The sequence below is a fragment of the Klenkia sesuvii genome, from assembly GCF_037083825.1.
GTDB lineage: Bacteria > Actinomycetota > Actinomycetes > Mycobacteriales > Geodermatophilaceae > Klenkia > Klenkia sesuvii.
The window spans coordinates 92,010-108,766 of sequence record NZ_JBAPLU010000006.1 but is presented as its reverse complement, the minus strand read 5'-3'; the positions used below and the strand labels follow the sequence as shown (position 1 = coordinate 108,766).

Below are 16,757 nucleotides of genomic sequence, written 5' to 3'. Positions count from 1 at the left end.
CGTGAGCGCGGGTGCGCGGGCCCTGCTGGGCCTCATCGGCTTCTACCGGCGCGGCATCAGCCCGCTGCTGGGGCCACGGTGTCGCTTCACCCCCACCTGCAGCGAGTACGCGCAGGAGGCGGTGCAGGTGCACGGGGCCGCCCGCGGGCTGGGTCTGGCGGTCGTGCGCATCGCCAAGTGCGCGCCGTGGCACCGCGGTGGCGTCGACCTCGTGCCCCCCCGCCCCCCGGCCCGGTCCGGAACCGCACAGCTGATCCACTCGTCGGACACGGGGACCCCCTCCCCTGATCCCGCCCCGCCCTCGGAGGCCCGCGTTGCTTGACTGGCTGTACACCGCGATCGCGTGGGTGATGAAGCAGTGGCACGCACTGTTCTCCACCTTCCTCGACCCGGCCGGCGGCATCGCCTGGGCGCTGTCGGTGGTCATGCTCGTGGTGACCATCCGCATCCTGCTGTTCCGGCTGTTCGTCAAGCAGGTGAAGAGCCAGCGGGCGATGCAGGAGATCCAGCCCGAGATCCAGAAGCTGCGCAAGCAGTACGGCAGCGACAAGCAGGGCTTCAGCCAGGCGATGATGGCGCTGCAGAAGGAGCGCGGGGTCAACCCGCTGGCCGGCTGCCTGCCGATCCTGCCGCAGATCCCCATCTTCATCGGCCTGTTCCACGTCCTGCGCCGCATCGCACCGGGCAAGCCCGGCCTCTACAGCTGGGACAACGATCTCACCGACCAGGCCGCCCGCGCCAAGCTCTTCACCGCCCCGATCGCCGCCTCGTTCAACATGGTGGGCGAGAAGGAACGAGCGATCCTCGAGCTCACGGGCGGTAGCTACACCGGCATCCGCGTCGTCGCGTTCATCCTGATCCTGATCATGTGCTTCACGACGTTCTACACGCAGAAGCAGATCCAGAAGCGCTCCGGACCGGTCGAGGGCCAGGCCGCCACCGTGCAGAAGCTGCTGCTCTACGGCATGCCGATCAGCCTCTTCGTCTCGGGCTTCTTCTTCCCGATCCTGGTGCTGCTGTACTGGTTCACCAACAACCTGTGGACCCTGGGCCAGCAGTTCTACATCCTCAAGAAGCTGCCCCCGCCCGGGTCGCCGGCCGCGCTTGCCAAGGCCGAGGCCGACAAGCCGAAGGTCGACCCCAAGCTGCTGGCCCCCAAGCCCGGCGCCAAGCCCGTGCGGTTGAAGAAGGGCTCGGCGACCCCCGCGCCGACCACCGACCTGGCCACCCCGGGCGAGAGCCCCACCGGGAGCCCGGCCGGGGGCGCCGCCGACGGCTCCGGTGCGGGCGCGACGCCGTCCGGCCGCGGGTCGTCGGGCAGCTCCTCGCCCGGGACCGGCTCCGCCGATGGCTCCTCCCCCGGTGGTCGGCCGGCCCCGAACCGCCCGCGGGCCTCGGGCGGCTCGGCCGGGCCGGCCAACCGGGGCAAGCGCAAGCGCCGCTGACCCCGCACCGGTGCGCTGGTCGCGCCGCCACCCACCTCCGGGCCACGACCCGGCCACCGGCACTCCCCCAGGAGGAGACCCCGTGAGCACCCCCGACACCACCCCTGCCACGAGCTCGGACACCACTGCCGACGCCACCCTCGACCCCACTGCCGACCCCACGGCCCTGCCCGACGCCGACCCCGTCGACGCCGACGCGGTCGTCGAGCCGGTCGACGTCGAGGCGTCCGGCACCGACGACGACACCGACGACGAGGAGGTCGACGACCTGCTCGTGCAGGAGGGCGACGTCGCCGGTGACTACCTCGAGCGGTTGCTGGACATCCTCGACGTCGACGGCGACATCGACCTCGACGTGGAGGGCGACCGGGCCTCGGTCGCCGTCGTCGGTGGCGAGCTGAAGACCCTGATCGGCCCCGACGGCGCCGTGCTCGAGGCACTGCAGGAGCTGACCCGGCTGGCCGTCGCGCAGTCCACTGGTACCCGTAGCCGGCTGATGCTCGACATCGGGGGGTTCCGGGCGAAGCGTCGCGCCGACCTGACCGCGCTGGCCGGGCAGGCGGCGTCCCGGGTGGCCGCCAGCGGCACCGCGGAGCGGCTCGCCCCGATGAACCCGTTCGAGCGCAAGGTCGTGCACGACGTCATCGCGGCTGCCGCCGGCGTGCGCAGCGAGTCCGAGGGCGAGGAGCCGAACCGCCGCGTCGTGGTCCTGCCGGGCGCGTGAGCGACCCCCAGGGCGACGGATCGCCGTCGCCGGCCGCACCGTCGTCGGCCCCGCCGTCGACGAGCACCCCGCCGGACGACCAGGCCCCCGAGGTGCCTGCGCTGGCCGCGCAGGCCTTCGGGGACCGGCTGCCCGCCGCGGTGCGCTTCGTCGAGCTCCTCGCCGGGGAGGGCGTCGTCCGCGGGTTGATCGGCCCCCGGGAGGTGCCTCGCCTGTGGGAGCGGCACGTGCTGAACTCGGTCGCGGTGGCCGACGCCGTGCCGCACGGGGCGCGTGTGGTGGACGTGGGCAGTGGGGCGGGTCTGCCGGGCATCCCGTTGGCCCTCGCCCGGCCCGACCTGGCGATGACCCTCGTCGAGCCGATGGCCCGGCGGGTCGACTTCCTCTCCCACGTCGCGGCCGAGCTGGGCACCGACTGGCACGTGGTGCGCGGTCGGGCGGAGGAGAAGAAGGTCGCCCGGCTGGTCGGTGAGGTCGACGTCGTCACCGCGCGCGCCGTGGCCCCGCTGCCCCGCCTCGTGGGGTGGGTGCGCGGCCTGCTGCGTCCCGGCGCCCAGCTGGTGGCGCTCATCGGGAGCTCGGCGGCCGGTGAGGTCCCCGGTCTGGTCCCCGAGCTGACGGCGGCGGGCATGCGGGACATCGAGGTGCGTCCGGTCGGGTCGGCGCTCGGTGAGGCCGCCACGCAGGTCGTGGTCATGACGCGCGGCGGCCGCTGATCGGTGGTCCCGAGGTCGACTCGTCGACCCGTAGGCTGGTGCAGAACACGTCCACGGCTCGCGTTTCACGTGGAACTGGCTACAGCGACCCGATCGGCGTTCCACGTGGAACACGGGCGGGTGAGGAGGACTTCGGCATGACGGACCCGGGCGAACGGCTGCGGAGCAGCTTGGCCGCCGACCTCCCGCCGTCGGCCGGAGCCGAGTTCGACAGCCCCATCGCGATGGAGGCCATGCGGGCCACCCGCGTGCTGCACGCCGACGACCAGGACCCGTTCCCGGCTCCCGGACGCATCCGGGTCATCACCGTGGCGAACCAGAAGGGCGGCGTGGGCAAGACGACGTCGACGGTCAACCTCGGCGTCGCCCTGTCCCTGTTCGGCCTCCGCGTGCTCGTCGTCGACCTGGACCCGCAGGGCAACGCCAGCACCGCGCTCGGGGTGGAGCACACCGTCGGGACGCCGTCGGTGTACGACGCACTCGTCGGCGAGGCCACGCTGGCCGAGGTCACCCACCCGACCACCGCCTCGCCGCACCTGCGGTGCGTGCCGGCCACCATCGACCTGGCCGGCGCCGAGATCGAGCTGGTCAGCGTCGTCGCCCGCGAGCACCGGTTGCGCCGGGCCATCGAGGCGCACCTGCACGAGCTGCCCGCCGAGGAGCGGCCGCACTACGTGCTCATCGACTGCCCCCCGTCGCTGGGGTTGCTGACGCTGAACGCGCTGGTGGCCGGCGACGAGGTGCTCATCCCCATCCAGTGCGAGTACTACGCCCTGGAAGGTCTGGGGCAGCTGCTCAGCAACATTGAGCTCGTCCGCGCGCACCTGAACCCCGGCATCGCGGTCAGCACCATCCTGCTCACGATGCACGACGGCCGCACCAAGCTCGCCGACCAGGTCGCCGACGAGGTGCGCAACCACTTCGGCGAGCTGGTGCTGACGTCGGTCATCCCGCGCAACGTGCGGGTGAGCGAGGCGCCCGGCTACGGGCAGTCGGTGCTCACCTACGACCCGGGTTCACGTGGATCCACCAGCTACGTCGACGCCGCGCGCGAGCTCGCCGTCCGGGGTGCCGCGCTCCCGCCCTTCGTCCCCGTGCAGCCGGCCCCGACGGCCGCACCGCCCCCCGCGGCTCCGCCGCTGAACGCGCTCGTCCTCGGTCAGTCCGTGGCGACCCCAACCCAGGAGGACTCATGAGCAAGCGTGGTGGCCTCGGCCGCGGCCTGGCGGCCCTCATCCCCACCAGCGCCCCGGCGCCGACGGCGACCCCCGCGGCCAAGGCGGCCGAGGCGGTGGAGGCGGCCGCCGAGCGCGCCGCGGCCGGTCCCGCGGCGGATGCGGCGCCCGCCACGCTGACGCCCGTCGCCGACCTCCCCGCGGAGGTGCCAGGTGTCCCCGGCGCCTCGCTGCGCGAGGTGTCGGTGGGCGACGTCGTGCCCAACCCCAAGCAGCCGCGGCACGTCTTCGACGACGAGGCGCTGGAGGAGCTCACGCACTCGGTCAAGGAGTTCGGCCTGCTGCAGCCGATCGTCGTCCGGGAGCGGAGCGAGGGCGGCTACGAGCTCATCATGGGCGAGCGCCGGTTGCGCGCCGCCCGCGCGGCGGAGCTGGAGACCGTGCCGGCGATCGTCCGGGACACCTCCGACGACGCGATGCTGCGCGACGCCCTGCTGGAGAACATCCACCGGGTGCAACTCAACCCGCTGGAGGAGGCCGCGGCCTACCAGCAGCTGCTGGAGGAGTTCGGCGCCACCCACGAGGAGCTGGCCAGCCGCATCGGGCGCAGCCGCTCGCAGGTCACCAACACGATCCGGCTGATGAAGCTGCCCGTGAAGGTGCAGACCCGGGTCGCCGCCGGCGTGCTGTCGGCCGGGCACGCCCGGGCCCTGCTGGGCCTGCCCAGCAACGAGGCGATGGATGCCCTCGCCACCCGCATCGTCGCCGAGGGCATGAGCGTGCGGGCCACCGAGGAGGCCGTCGCGTTGGCCGTCGCCCACGAGCCCGAGGCCAAGCGGAAGGCCGGCCGCACCATCACCGCGCCCGGGGTGGAGGACCTCGCCCACCGGCTCTCGGACGCGTTCGAGACCAAGGTCAAGGTACAGATCGGCCGGGCGAAGGGACGCATCGTCGTGGAGTTCGGCTCGGTGGACGACCTGCAGCGCATCGTGGGCATGATGGCCCCCGACATCACCGGCCGCAGCCAGCCCCCGGCCTGACGGCCGGTTCCGTCACTGACGGAACCGGCCGCGGGTGGCTGCCCTGCGCAGCAGCGTGGTCAGCACGTCACCGAGCCGGTGCCCGGCCGCCTCGACCGCCATCGGGAACATGGACGTCTCCGTCAGCCCCGGGGACACGTTGACCTCGAGGAAGTGGATCGTGCCCTCGGCGTCGACGATCAGGTCGGTGCGCGAGAGGTCGGCCAGGCCCAGCACCTCGTGCACGGTCACCGCGACCTCGGCCACACGCCGGGCGACGTCGGCCTCCAGCCGGGCCGGGGTGTGGTACTCGGTGAGCCCCGGCGTGTAGCGCGAGGTGTAGTCGAAGACACCGGACTCGGGCGCGATCTCCACCGCGGGGAGGGCGTGCGGGCCCTCCCCCAGGTCGACCACCGACACCGCGACCTCCACGCCCTCGACGAAGCGCTCGACGAGCACGGTGTCGCCGTAGGCGAAGCAGCTGACCATCGCGGCGGGCAGGTCCTCGACCCGGGCGACCTTCTGCGCGCCCAGCGCCGATCCGCCCGAGGCCGGCTTGACCATCAACGGCAGCCCGAGCCGGGCGACGATGAGGTCGAGCACGGCGCCGGCGCCCAGCTCCCGGAAGGTGGAGTGCGGCAGCGCCACCCAGTCCGGCGTCCCCACGCCGGCGGAGCGCACGACGGACTTGGCGGCCGGCTTGTCCCAGGCCAGCCGGCAGGCCGCCGCCGGGGAGCCGACGTAGGGGATCCCGGCCAGGTCGAGCACCGCGCGGACGGCGCCGTCCTCACCGGTCGAGCCGTGCAGGGCGATGAACACCGCGTCGGCCGGCGCCGCGGCCAGGCCGGGCAGCAGGTCGCTGTCGGCGTCGCGCAGCTCGGCGTCCAGGCCGGCCCGCAGGAGGGCCTCCACGACCTGGGTGCCCGAGGACAGGCTGACCTCGCGCTCGAAGGTCAACCCGCCGGCCAGGACGACGGCGCGCAGCAGGTCGGTGTCGGGATCGGTGTCGGGGCCGGAGTCGACGGGCTGGGTCACGGCTGGTCCCCCACGGTGTCGGACGACGCCGGGCCGGTGATCGGCTCGGCCGCGGGCACCTGCGGACCGGAGGGCCGGACGGCCCGGAACCGGCCGGTGTCCACGGAGTCGAAGGTGGAGTGCAGGTCGAGCTCGGCCTCGACGACGCGGGCCAACCGGCGCACGCCCTCGCGGATCTGGTCGGGCTCGGGGTAGCAGTAGGACAGCCGCATGAACTCGGTGCCCTGGCCGTCGGCGTAGAAGCCGATGCCGGGCACGTAGGCCACGTGCGCGCTCACCGCCCGGGGCTGCATGCGCTTGGCGTCGAGGCCGTCGGGCAGCTTCAGCCAGACGTAGAAGCCACCGTCGGGGCGGGTCCAGGTCGTGCCCGGCGGCATGAGCGCCGCGAGGGAGTCCAGGGTGGCGTCGCGGCGCTCGCGGTAGAGCTCGATGAAGGTCTTGATCTGCTGCTGCCAGGGCTGGGTGTCCAGGTAGCGGGCGACCGCGTACTGGGTGAGCGAGGGCGGGCAGAGGACCTGCGCCTCGGTGGCCAGCACCAGCTTCTCCCGCACGGCCAGCGGGGCCAGCACCCACCCCACCCGCAGGCCCGGTGAGAAGGTCTTGGAGAACGAGCCCAGGTAGATCACGCGTTCGGCGTCGCGCGCCCGCAGCGCCCGCATCGGTTCGCGGTCGAAGCCGAGCAGGCCGTAGGGGTTGTCCTCGACGACCAGCAGGTCGTACCGGTCGGCGATCTCCATGACCTTCGCCCGGCGCTCCTCGGAGAGGGTGATGCCGGCCGGGTTGTGGAAGTTCGGGATGGTGTAGAGGAACTTGACCTTGTCCCCGCGTGCGCGGCACTCGATGAGCGCGTCCTCCAGCGCCTCGGGCACCAGCCCGTCGTCGTCCATCGTGACGTGCTGGACCCGCGCCTGGGCGGCCTGGAAGACCCCCAGCGCCCCCACGTAGGAGGGCGCCTCGGCCAGGATGACGTCACCGGGGTCGCAGAAGACCCGGGTGACCAGGTCGAGCGCCTGCTGGGAGCCGACGGTCACCACGACCTCGGACGGGGAGGCGTCGGTGATGCCCTCGAGCGCCATGACGTCGCAGATGCGCTCGCGCAGCCGGGGGTCACCCTGGCCCGAGCCGTACTGCAGGGTCTGCGCGCCCATGCCCGAGACCAGGTCGCCGATCATGGAGCCGACGGCGTCCAGCGGCAGGGCGGTGACGGCGGGCATGCCCCCGGCCAGCGAGACCACCTCGGGTCGGCTGACGACGGAGAACAGGGCCCGGATCTCCGAGCTCTTCATGCCGTGCGTGCGGGCGGCGTAGCGGTCGGCCAGCGGGTCCAGCCGCGGGTGACGCGCCGGGACCGGGACCGACGCGCTGACCGAGGGGTCAGGCGTCAGGGAGGACATGTCGGAAGTCTAGGAGACCCGCATGACGAAACCCGGCACGGCCGCCCTGCAGGGGCCCGCGGCGCGCGGAGCGCGTCGTGGGGGGCAGGGTGGTCCTTCCTCAGGCAGGGGTGGAGAGCTGGTAGGTGCCCGTGGGCGGGTCGGCCTCGGCGGGCAGGAACAGGCGCTGGACGGCGGCCAGGACGCTGGAGGCGACCGTGGACCGCAGCCGGGCGTCGAGCAGCAGCTGCCGGTCGACCGGGTGCGACAGGTAGCCGCAGTCGAGCCGGATGGCGGGCATGCGGGTCAGCCGCAGCAGGTCCCAGGTCTTGGCGTGCGAGCCGCAGTCGAGCATGCCGGTGCGGGCGATGACCTCGCGGCGCAGCAGGTTGGCGAACTCCTCGCCCACGGTGGAGGAGGCACCCGACCCGGTGCCGTAGTAGTAGCTGGCCACACCGCGGGCGTGCCGGGAGCCGTGCGCCTCCATGTGCAGCGAGACGAACAGGTCGGCGCGCGCGGAGTTGGCGAAGTCGGTGCGCTCGGCCAGCGAGGGCCCGCCGCGGCGCCCCCGGGTGAGGTAGACCGTCGCGCCGGCCGCGGCCAGCCGGCCCTCGATGCGGGAGGCCAGGTCGAACACGAGGTCGGCCTCGGTGGTCTCCCCGGCGGTGAAGCCGGTGTCCTCGCCGCCGTGGCCGGGGTCGATGACGATGACCCGGCCGATGAGGTGCGGCCCGGACTCGACCATGCCGGCGCTCTGCCGCAGCAGCTGCGGCCGGCCCCCGGTAACCCGGCGACCCAGCTGCCGCAGGGCGCGCAGCGTGCCCGGCCCGCAGGTGCCGTCGACGGTGAGGCCGTAGTCGCGCTGGAAGCTGCGCAGCCCCGCCTCGGTCTCGGCGCCGAGGATGCCGTCGGCCCGGCCGGCGTCGTAGCCCAGCTCCAGCAACCGCTCCTGCAGGCCGTGGACGTCGTCACCGCGCATGGGCCGCTCGGGGTCGTAGCGCAGCACCCGGTCACCCAGCGACCAGCGGGCCTCGGTGAGCGCCCGGTAGGTCTCCTCGCCGACGCGGCCGTCGACGGACAGGCCGCGCACCTGCTGGAAGTGCCGGACGGCGAGCGCGGTGGCCTCGTCGTAGACGTCGGCGCCGGTCGCCTGGGTGGTCAGCAGGCCGAGGGCGCGCAGGGCGGCCTGGACCTCGGTGACGGCGGGACCGGCACTACCGGCTTGCAGAGGCTGCACGCGGGGGTCGCTCCAGGTTTTCGGTCGGTGCGGGTTCGCTCGATTGTCGTCCTCGCCGGTCGCGAGGGCCACACCGGCTCCCCCGGACACGCGAACGGGGGGCCCGGACGAGTGGTCGTCCGGGCCCCCCGTCCGGTGGATCAGATGAAGTCGGCGAGGTCGGAGAGGATGGCGCCCTTGGGCTTGGCGCCGATGATGCTCTTGACCGGCTTGCCGCCCTGGAACACGGTCATGGTCGGGATCGACATGACCTGGTAGTCGCGGGCGATCTGCGGGTTCTCGTCGATGTTCAGCTTGGCGATGGTGAGCTTGTCGGCGTGCTCGCCGGCGATCTCCTCCAGCACGGGGGCGACCATCTTGCACGGGCCGCACCACTCGGCCCAGAAGTCGACCAGCACGGGCTTGTCGCTGCCCAGCACGTCGGTGGCGAAGCTGTCGTCGGTCACGGTCACGGTGTTGCCTGCCATGGCTGCTCTCCTTGATGGTGGATGGAACGGCGCGGCCGCAGGGGCCCGCCGCGAGCTTGCGAGTGGTGGGGGGCGGCCGGGTCCTTCTGCTAGCGCTCGTCGAAGGTGTCGGCGAGCCAGCGCTCGGCGTCGATCGCCGCGGCGGCTCCGGTGCCCGCCGAGGTGATCGCCTGCCGGTAGATGTGGTCGACGACGTCGCCGCAGGCGAAGACCCCGTCGATGCTCGTGCGGGTGGTCGGGTGCTCGACCTGGATGTAGCCGGAGTCGTCGAGCTTGAGCTGACCGGCGAAGATCTCGCTGCGCGGGTCGTGCCCGATGGCCACGAACAGGCCGCTGACGTCCATCGTCTCGGTGGCGCCGGTCTCGGTGTCGGTCAGCTCGACCGACTGCACCTGGTCCTGGCCGTGCACGTCGGTGACCTGCTTGCCCAGCGCCCAGCGGATCTTCTCGTTGTCCTGGGCGCGCTTCTGCATGATCTTGGACGCGCGCAGCTCGGTGCGGCGGTGCACGACGGTGACCGACTTGGCGAAGCGGGTGAGGAAGGTGGCCTCCTCCATCGCCGAGTCACCGCCGCCGACGACGACGATGTCCTGGTCGCGGAAGAAGAAGCCGTCGCAGGTGGCGCAGGCCGAGACGCCGTGGCCGAGCAACCGGGCCTCGTTCTCCAGGCCCAGGTACCGGTACTTGGACCCGGTGGCCACGATGACCGCGTGCGCCCGGTGCACCTCGTCGCCGACCTTGACCACCTTGGGGGTGGCGGTGAGGTCGACCTCGGTGACGTCGCTGGGCACCAGCTCGGCGCCGAAGCGCTCGGCCTGGGTGCGCATGTCGTCCATCAGCTGGGGGCCCTGGATGCCCTCGGGGAACCCGGGGAAGTTCTCGACCTCGGTGGTGGTCATCAGGGCACCGCCGAACTGCGAGCCCTCGAACACCAGCGGGTGCAGGTTGGCGCGGGCGGCGTAGGTGGCGGCGGTGTACCCGGCCGGCCCGGACCCGATGATGATCAGGTCGCGGACGCCGTCGGTCTCGGCCGGCGGGATGGCCGGGGACTGACCCGGGTCACCGGGGACCTGGACGGCGGGGCCGGGGGTGGGCTGGTCGTTCGTCACGGGCGGCACAACGGCCAGGGTAGGGCCGGCATTCCCGGCCCGGGCCCCCGGCCGGGCGGGCTCACCCGGCGGAGAGCGGGGAGACCTCGGCCAGGCCGGCCGCGAACCCCCCGTCGGCCGGCACCAGCTCGGTGACCCAGACCAGCACGTAGCGGGTGGTCACCGGCTCGGCGAAGGACAGGTCCTCGGCGCCACCGCCCAGCGTGCCCTCGGCGGCCACCGCGTAGCCGTCGAGCTCGTCGCCGGACCCCGTGCGCACCTGCACCACGGCGCCCTCGGTGCCCGTGACCGTGACCCCCGACAGGGACTGCTCGGACCCCAGGTCGTAGCGCACGCCGACCCCGGGCTTGAGGTTGCCGAAGGACGCCGAGCCCCGGTAGGTGAGCGTGGGCCAGGAGGTGGCGGGGTCGCCGTCGTAGGACAGCGGGACGTCGTCGTCGTTCTCGGGCTCGCCGTCGCCGAAGGGGTCGAACACGGTGGCCACCGAGATCTCCAGCGGCGTGCCGGCCGGGGTGCCGGTGTCGCCGTCGGTGGCACCCCCGCCGTCCTCGGTCGGTGCGGCTGCGCTGGGGCGGGACCCCTGGACGTCGTCGACGCTGCTGGCGGCCGAGATGACGTTGGTGCCCAGCCACCAGCCCGCGGCGATGACCATGGCCAGGGCCAGCAGCGGGAGGCCGACCACCAGGAGCCGGCGCCGCCACCCGGCCTCCCCGGGCTCGTCGTCGACCTCGTCCTCGTCGTAGCCGGGGGCCCACTCGAGCTCGTCGTCCTCGGCGGTGTCGCTGCCGTCGTAACCGCCGACGTAGCTGCCGTCGTACCCACCGGCGGTCGCGCCCCGGGCCGAGCGCTCGTCGGCGTCGTCGTCGACGAGCGGCACCGGCGGGTAGCTGTCCCGGGTCAGCGGGACCGCGTCGTCGCGACCGGGTCCGGGGTGGCCCGGCGCGGGGTGGCCGGGTGCGGGGCGGGCGGGTGCGGGGCGGGCGGCGGCGTCCTCGGCGTCGCGCCGGTCGCGGAGCTTGCGCAGCCAGCCGCTCTCGGACTCCTCGCCGCGCACGGCCAGGTGCGGGTCGGTGTGGCCGGTGCGCGGCCGGTCACCGAGGAGCGCGGCCATCGCCGCGACGCTGGACAGCGCGGTGCCGGGCTCGGTGGAGCGGGCCCGGCGCACCAGCGCGGCCAGGTCGGGCTGACTGATGTGCGGCGGGGTCGCGCCGGGCTCGTCGCCGCGTTCACCGGTGAGGCACAGCTCGAGCAGCGCGCCCAGCGCGGCCACGTCGCCGGGCACCGTGCCCTCGGCGGCGGGCACGGCCAGCAGGCCCACCAGGCCACCGGGGCGCAGCACGACGTGGTCGGGGGTGAGCCCGCCGACGGCGAGACCGACCCGGTGCGCCTCGGCGACCCCCTCGGCCAGCCGGCGGACGACGACGCGGGCCTCCCGCTCGGGCAGCGGCCCCGAGCGCAGCCGCTCGGTGAGCGTCTGGCCCTCGATCCACTCGTTGACCACGTAGGCCGAGGGGCTGTCGTCGGGTGTGCCCTCGGCGGCGTCGTACACCATCGACAGCGCCGGCGTGGCCAGGCCGCCGGCGGTGAGCGCCCGGGCGATCCAGCTGCGCGCGGCCGCCCCGCCGGGGGTGTGCACCCGCAGCGCGACGTCGCGGTTGAGCACGCGGTCGCGCGCCCGCCACGAGCGGATGACCCCGGTGGCGGTCGGCTCGTCGGGGGCCAGCTGGTCGATGGGGCGGTAGCGGTCGGGCAGGCCGGTGGTCGTCGACGTCACGGACGCTGCCGACCTCCTGGTTCCCCTGCCGGCCTCCTGGTGGGCCGGTCCCGGCCCCGGGCGGGGGTCACCGTCGTGCCCCGCCCAGGCGCGCCCGGACGGCGGCGACCGGACCCGAGACCTCCGGGACCTTCGCCAGCACGACGCCGACCACGACCACGACGCCGATGACCAGGCTACCGACCGCGAGGGTCACGAGCGAGCCGGCGACGGAGGTGCCGGCCACACCGTCGACCAGCTGCACCGCACCCCAGCCGAGGCCGGCGGCGACGGCGGAGACCACCGCCAGCTTCAGCAGCGGCCCGGCGGTCTCCCCGGTGCGCAGGGGGCCCAGCCGGCGGCGCAGCGCGACGTCGCCGGCCACCCAGCCGGCCACGTAGGTCAGCGACGTGGCCACCACCAGGCCGGCCACGACGTGCTCGGGCGCGACGAGGACCGGGACGAGGAGCAGCAGCGGCACCCGCACCACGATCATGGCGACCTGGATGAGGGTCGGCGTGCGGGCGTCCTTCATCGCGTAGAAGACCCGCAGCTGCAGCAGGGTCACCGCCATCGGCAGCAGGCCGAACGCGCCCAGGGCCAGCGCGACCCCGATGGCCCGGGCCTCCTCGAGGCTGGTCTGGCCGTGGCCGAAGGCGACGGTGGTCAGTGCCGGGGACAGGACGGCCAGCAGCGCCGTGACCGGGAGCAGGCCGACCGCCGACAGGCGCATGCCCAGGGACAGGTCGGCCGCGACCGCGGGGACGTCCTGCCGGCTGGCCGCCCGGCTCATCCGCGGCACCAGCGCGGTCAGCAGGGCGACGCCGATGATCCCGTAGGGCATCTGGAACAGCAGGCTGGCGTTCGCGAACGCCAGCGGACCCAGGCCGCCGTCGCGGGAGGCCGCGTTGGCCACCCGGGTGGCCACCAGCACCCCGACCTGGCTGATCGCGACGTAGGCGAGCACCCACAGACCGAGGCCACCCACCTCGCCCAGCCCCGCCCCGCGCAGCCCCCACCGGGGGCGCAGGGGCACCCCCGCGCGGCGCAGCTGCGGCAGCAGGACCACCGCCTGGACGGCGATGCCGAGGGTGGTGCCGGCCCCCAGCAGCCAGACCTGGGTGTCGGTGATGGTGAGCGGGGTGAGTCGCCCGGGGCCGCCGGCCAGGACGAACAGCACCGCGGTGGCCATCACCACCAGGTTGTTCAGCACCGGCGCCCAGGCCGGCCAGCCGAACACCCCGCGGGCGTTGAGGACGGCGGTGGCCAGTGCACCCAGCCCGTAGAACACGATCTGCGCGAGCAGCAGCCGGGCCAGCCAGTTGGCCAGCGGCACCTGGTCGGGGTCGGTGATGCCGTACAGCCGGGTGAGCAGGGGCGCCGCGAGCACCGCCGCGGCGGTCAGCACGGTCAGGGCGACCAGGGCGATGGTGGTGAGGCGTTGCGCGTAGCCCACCCCGCCGTCGCGGTCGCGCTCCTGCGCGTGCACCAGCAGCGGCACCACCACCGAGGTGAGCACCCCGCCGAGCAGCAGCTCGTAGACGATGTTGGGCAACGTGTTGGTGACGGTGTAGGCGTCGCCGACCAGGCCCGCACCGAGCGCGGCGGTGAGCACCACGGTGCGCAGGAAGCCGGTGATGCGGGAGACCAGGCTGGCCACGGCCATGGTGCCGGCCGCGCGCAGGATCCCCCGGCTGCCCCCGGCCCGGCCCTCGCGGGCCTCGTGGGTGCCGGTGTCCTCGTCGTCGTGGGCGGCCGGCACCGGTGGCAGCACCGGGATGATCTGGGTGTCGTCGGGGCCGGGGACGAACCGGGTGCGGAACGACGTCCGCTCCCCCGACCGCGGGTCCGGTGCGGGACGGGCCGGTGCGGCTGCGGACCGGGCCGGGGGCGCGAGGGCCGAACCCAACGGGCTCACCCGGGTGGCCGGGCCGGACCCGTCGGTCGGCGGTCCCTGCGGTCCCCGCGGCTGCTGCGGACGCGGGCGGGCCGGCACCGGCTCGTCGGTGGTGGGGTGCCCGGCGAGCGCGCTGGCCGAGGGCGCCGCCAGCGGCGGGGGCACGGCGCCGTAGGGCGCCGGGGGCAACGTCCGCGCCGCGGACCGGGACGGTGCGGGCGCGGGCCGGGGCGGCACAGGGGTGGGCCGGGGCGGCGCAGGGGTGGGCCGGGCCACCGGCTGCGCGCCGCTGCGCGCACCGGCGGACCGTTCGGTCTCGACCCGCTCGACGAGCTCGGCGACCGTGGCCGCCTCCTCCGAGGCGGGGCCACCCGGCGAGGGCGGGCGGTGGCTGCCGCCGCTCACACCGGGCTCCTGGTCGGCGGTCCGGACCGGGGCCGGCCGGCACCGGTCCCGCCCTCCACCGCCGCCGGGTCGTCGTCGGCGGGCGCGACCTCCCCGCGGCGGCGGCGCAGGACGAACAGCACGAGCCGGCGCAGGAACAGCAGGCCCAGCAGGGCGGCGGCCCCGACGGTGATGGCCAGCGTGACCGGCCCGTAGGCGGTGCTGCTGACCCGCAGCTCCACCTCCTGCCCGAGCTGCCCCCCGGCCGGGGTGGTGACCCGGGCGACCACCGTGAACCCCCCCGACTGGCGGACGGTGGTCGGCACGGTCACCACGGTGCGGGACTCCGGTTCCACCCGCTGCGGGGCCACGGGCCCAGCGGCGAAGCCCACCCCGGCGCGGGCCCGCAGCTCGAGCACGACGGTCACGGGGAAGGGGAGGTCGTTGCGGACGGTGAGCACGAGCGGGGCATCGCTGGAGGCCAGGCTGTACGTGCCGTCGGCCGGGGGCACGAGCCCGACCTGGCCGCGCAGTCCCTGCAGCGTGCGGGCGACGTCGGCCGCGGCCGCGGCGAACCCGTCGGGGTCGTCGCGCCAGGCGGCCGAGGAGCTGCGGGCGATCGCGGCGTCGTAGCGGGCCAGGGCGTCGTCGGCGTCCTCGCCGACGGCGGCGGCCACGTCGTCGCGGACCGCGACCGCCGCCGCGACGTCGGCCAGCCCCGCCGCGCCCAGGGCCGGGGGCGCGGTGGGGGCGACGAGCGGTCCGGCGTCGGCGGACGGCCCGTCGGCGAGGTCGGTCAGGGACGCCGGCGCCAGCCAGGGCTCGCCGACGGTGTCGGCGAGCATCGGGGTGGCCCAGCTCGCGTCGGCCTGCACCTCGCGCGGGGGCACCACGAGGACCGTCTGCGCCACCGCCGGGTCGACCGCGGCCAGCTGGTAGGTGAGCACGCCCAGCTCGGCCAGGTAGCGCTGCTCGGCGACCCGGGCACCACCGGCGGCGGTGTCGGCGCCGGCGACCACGGCGCCCAGCACCCGATCGGCCACCAGCGTGGTCAGCTGCTCGCCGGAGGCGTCCACGGTGACCCGGGCGGCCGCGGCCCGCCCGGTGCGGCCGACCGCGGCACCGGGCTCGGCGTAGGCGTCCTCGGCGAGCACGAGCTGGTCGACGCCGGCGCCGGTGAGCGTGGCCAGGGTGTCGGCCCGCAGCACCCCGCCGGCGGGCCACACCAGGTCGGTGCGCGGGGTGGTGCCCAGGGCGTCGACGATGATCTGCGCGCCGCTGCTCCCGGCCCCCCCGGCGTCGCTCTCCCCGGCGCTGCCGCTCTGACCGGCGCTGCCGTCCGTGGCGCCCGTGCTGGCGGTGGGACCGGCGCTGCCGGTCGCGGCGCCGACCTCGCCGCTGCCGTCCGGGGCGCCGGCGGCCTGGCCGTCACCGCTGCCGTCACCGCTGCCGTCGGTGCTGCCGTCGTCCGTGCTGCCCGGTGCGCCGGGCAGGGCCCGGGTGACCACCCCGGGCAGCCCGGCCGACATCAGCGCGTCGGCGTCGACGTCGGCGTAGGGCAGGGCGACCACGGGGTGGACGGCGGCCAGCGCCCGCAACCGGTCCAGCCAGGAGACCGCGTCCGCCGTGCCCCGCCCGGTGGCGCCGTCGACGGTGTAGCCGCGGGCCATCTCCTGCAGCACCTCGACCAGGGCCGGGTCGACGGCGAGGGTGACCGGCACGGTGCGACCGCCGTCGGGCAGCTCCTCGAGCACGTCGAGGGCCCGGTCGAGGCGGCCGTCGGGGGCGACGGAGTCCGCGAGCTCGTCGTCGGTGAAGGCACCCGAGGCGTCGCGGTGCGGCCGGTCGGTCAGCGGCCACAGCCAGGCCACCGACGTCCGGCTGCTGGTGGCGGCGGAGAAGACGGGCAGGTAGGTCGACAGCTCCCCCACCCGTTCGACCAGTCCGCCGCGGGTGCCGTTGACGTTGACCAGCACCGGGTACACGCCGTCCTCGGTGAGGGCCAGGTCGGCAGCCGGGGTGGAGAACTGGAAGAAGGCGTCGTCGCCCGGTTCCAGGACGGTGTTGGTGACGGGCTGGAAGGGTGCCTGGGCGACCTCGCCGGCCGAGGGCTCCGCGACGTCGGCCGCGAGGTCGTCGCGGCTGGTCAACCGCTCCCCCCGCTGCAGCCGGACCGACAGGTCGGTGATGGTGTCGTCGCTGTCGTTGGTCAGCGTCATGCCGACCACGACCGTGCTGTCGGGGGTGACCGTGCGCGGCTCGAGCGAGCTGATCGTGACGTCCACCGGTGGGGCGCTGCCCGCCGGGGCGGCGGCCGCCGGCGGCGCGGGCAGCAGCACGGCGGCGAGCAGCGCCACCGACAGGGAGATCCAGGTCAGGGCCACCACCCTGGTCGCGGGGCGTCCGGCGCCGCCGGCAGCCCG

Annotated in this window: 14 protein-coding genes; 6 read left to right on the top strand and 8 right to left on the bottom strand. The window is 74.9% G+C overall.

The genetic code is table 11. The annotated features are described in order from the left end of the window. Window position 1: 1 nt before the first annotated feature. The 6 genes from yidD (at window position 2) to TEK04_RS07885 (ending at window position 5,100) form a co-directional block, all read left to right on the top strand. Complete coding sequence (gene yidD, locus TEK04_RS07910; RefSeq protein WP_336403783.1) at window positions 2–322, top strand: membrane protein insertion efficiency factor YidD; 321 nt, start codon at window positions 2–4, stop codon at window positions 320–322. After that, window positions 315–1,445, top strand: coding sequence for a membrane protein insertase YidC (gene yidC, locus TEK04_RS07905; protein ID WP_336403782.1), 1,131 nt, complete (start codon window positions 315–317; stop codon window positions 1,443–1,445). Before yidD ends, yidC begins: the two co-directional genes overlap by 8 nt. A gap of 82 nt (window positions 1,446–1,527) precedes the next feature. Further along, the gene (locus TEK04_RS07900) at window positions 1,528–2,169 is read left to right on the top strand and encodes a Jag family protein (protein WP_336403781.1); all 642 of its coding nucleotides are present in this window, start codon (window positions 1,528–1,530) and stop codon (window positions 2,167–2,169) included. Then, window positions 2,166–2,885, top strand: coding sequence for a 16S rRNA (guanine(527)-N(7))-methyltransferase RsmG (rsmG, locus tag TEK04_RS07895; protein WP_336403780.1), 720 nt, complete (start codon window positions 2,166–2,168; stop codon window positions 2,883–2,885). Before TEK04_RS07900 ends, rsmG begins: the two co-directional genes overlap by 4 nt. Before the next feature lie 137 nt (window positions 2,886–3,022). Next, window positions 3,023–4,081: a ParA family protein gene (locus tag TEK04_RS07890; RefSeq protein ID WP_336403779.1), complete on the top strand. Its 1,059-nt coding sequence runs from the start codon at window positions 3,023–3,025 to the stop codon at window positions 4,079–4,081. Then, on the top strand, window positions 4,078–5,100 hold the full coding sequence (locus tag TEK04_RS07885; protein ID WP_336403778.1) for a ParB/RepB/Spo0J family partition protein: 1,023 nt from the start codon (window positions 4,078–4,080) through the stop codon (window positions 5,098–5,100). The genes TEK04_RS07890 and TEK04_RS07885 overlap by 4 nt, the downstream gene beginning before the upstream one ends. Window positions 5,101–5,112: 12 nt before the next feature. On the opposite strand, the gene TEK04_RS07880 is transcribed toward TEK04_RS07885, so the two are convergent. From TEK04_RS07880 to TEK04_RS07845, 8 genes are all read right to left on the bottom strand, one after another. Beyond that, complete coding sequence (locus TEK04_RS07880; RefSeq protein WP_336403777.1) at window positions 5,113–6,114, bottom strand: D-alanine--D-alanine ligase family protein; 1,002 nt, start codon at window positions 6,112–6,114, stop codon at window positions 5,113–5,115. After that, window positions 6,111–7,508, bottom strand: coding sequence for an aminotransferase-like domain-containing protein (locus TEK04_RS07875; RefSeq protein WP_336403776.1), 1,398 nt, complete (start codon window positions 7,506–7,508; stop codon window positions 6,111–6,113). Before TEK04_RS07875 ends, TEK04_RS07880 begins: the two co-directional genes overlap by 4 nt. 100 nt (window positions 7,509–7,608) lie before the next feature. After that, the gene (locus tag TEK04_RS07870; protein ID WP_336403775.1) at window positions 7,609–8,724 is read right to left on the bottom strand and encodes an N-acetylmuramoyl-L-alanine amidase; all 1,116 of its coding nucleotides are present in this window, start codon (window positions 8,722–8,724) and stop codon (window positions 7,609–7,611) included. Window positions 8,725–8,864: 140 nt separating this feature from the next. Then, the gene (gene trxA / locus TEK04_RS07865; protein WP_336403774.1) at window positions 8,865–9,191 is read right to left on the bottom strand and encodes a thioredoxin; all 327 of its coding nucleotides are present in this window, start codon (window positions 9,189–9,191) and stop codon (window positions 8,865–8,867) included. An 89-nt stretch (window positions 9,192–9,280) separates the two neighbouring features. Continuing rightward, window positions 9,281–10,309 (bottom strand): thioredoxin-disulfide reductase, encoded by a 1,029-nt coding sequence (gene trxB / locus TEK04_RS07860; protein ID WP_432277323.1) that lies wholly within the window; start codon window positions 10,307–10,309, stop codon window positions 9,281–9,283. A gap of 52 nt (window positions 10,310–10,361) precedes the next feature. Then, window positions 10,362–12,074 (bottom strand): protein kinase family protein, encoded by a 1,713-nt coding sequence (locus TEK04_RS07855; RefSeq protein WP_336403773.1) that lies wholly within the window; start codon window positions 12,072–12,074, stop codon window positions 10,362–10,364. 67 nt (window positions 12,075–12,141) lie between these two features. After that, entirely contained in the window at window positions 12,142–14,355 is a 2,214-nt protein-coding gene (gene murJ / locus TEK04_RS07850; protein WP_336403772.1) for a murein biosynthesis integral membrane protein MurJ, read from the bottom strand. After that, window positions 14,352–16,718, bottom strand: a complete 2,367-nt coding sequence (locus tag TEK04_RS07845; RefSeq protein WP_336403771.1) for a DUF6049 family protein — start codon at window positions 16,716–16,718, stop codon at window positions 14,352–14,354. Before TEK04_RS07845 ends, murJ begins: the two co-directional genes overlap by 4 nt. Between the last annotated feature and the right edge of the window lie 39 nt (window positions 16,719–16,757).

Coding starts and splice junctions, on each gene's coding strand:
- TEK04_RS07890 (WP_336403779.1), top strand. CDS start 3,023: ATGACGGACCCGGGCGAACGGCTGCGGAGCAGCTTGGCCGCCGACCTC.
- TEK04_RS07885 (WP_336403778.1), top strand. CDS start 4,078: ATGAGCAAGCGTGGTGGCCTCGGCCGCGGCCTGGCGGCCCTCATCCCC.
- TEK04_RS07875 (WP_336403776.1), bottom strand. CDS start 7,508: ATGTCCTCCCTGACGCCTGACCCCTCGGTCAGCGCGTCGGTCCCGGTC.
- trxA (WP_336403774.1), bottom strand. CDS start 9,191: ATGGCAGGCAACACCGTGACCGTGACCGACGACAGCTTCGCCACCGAC.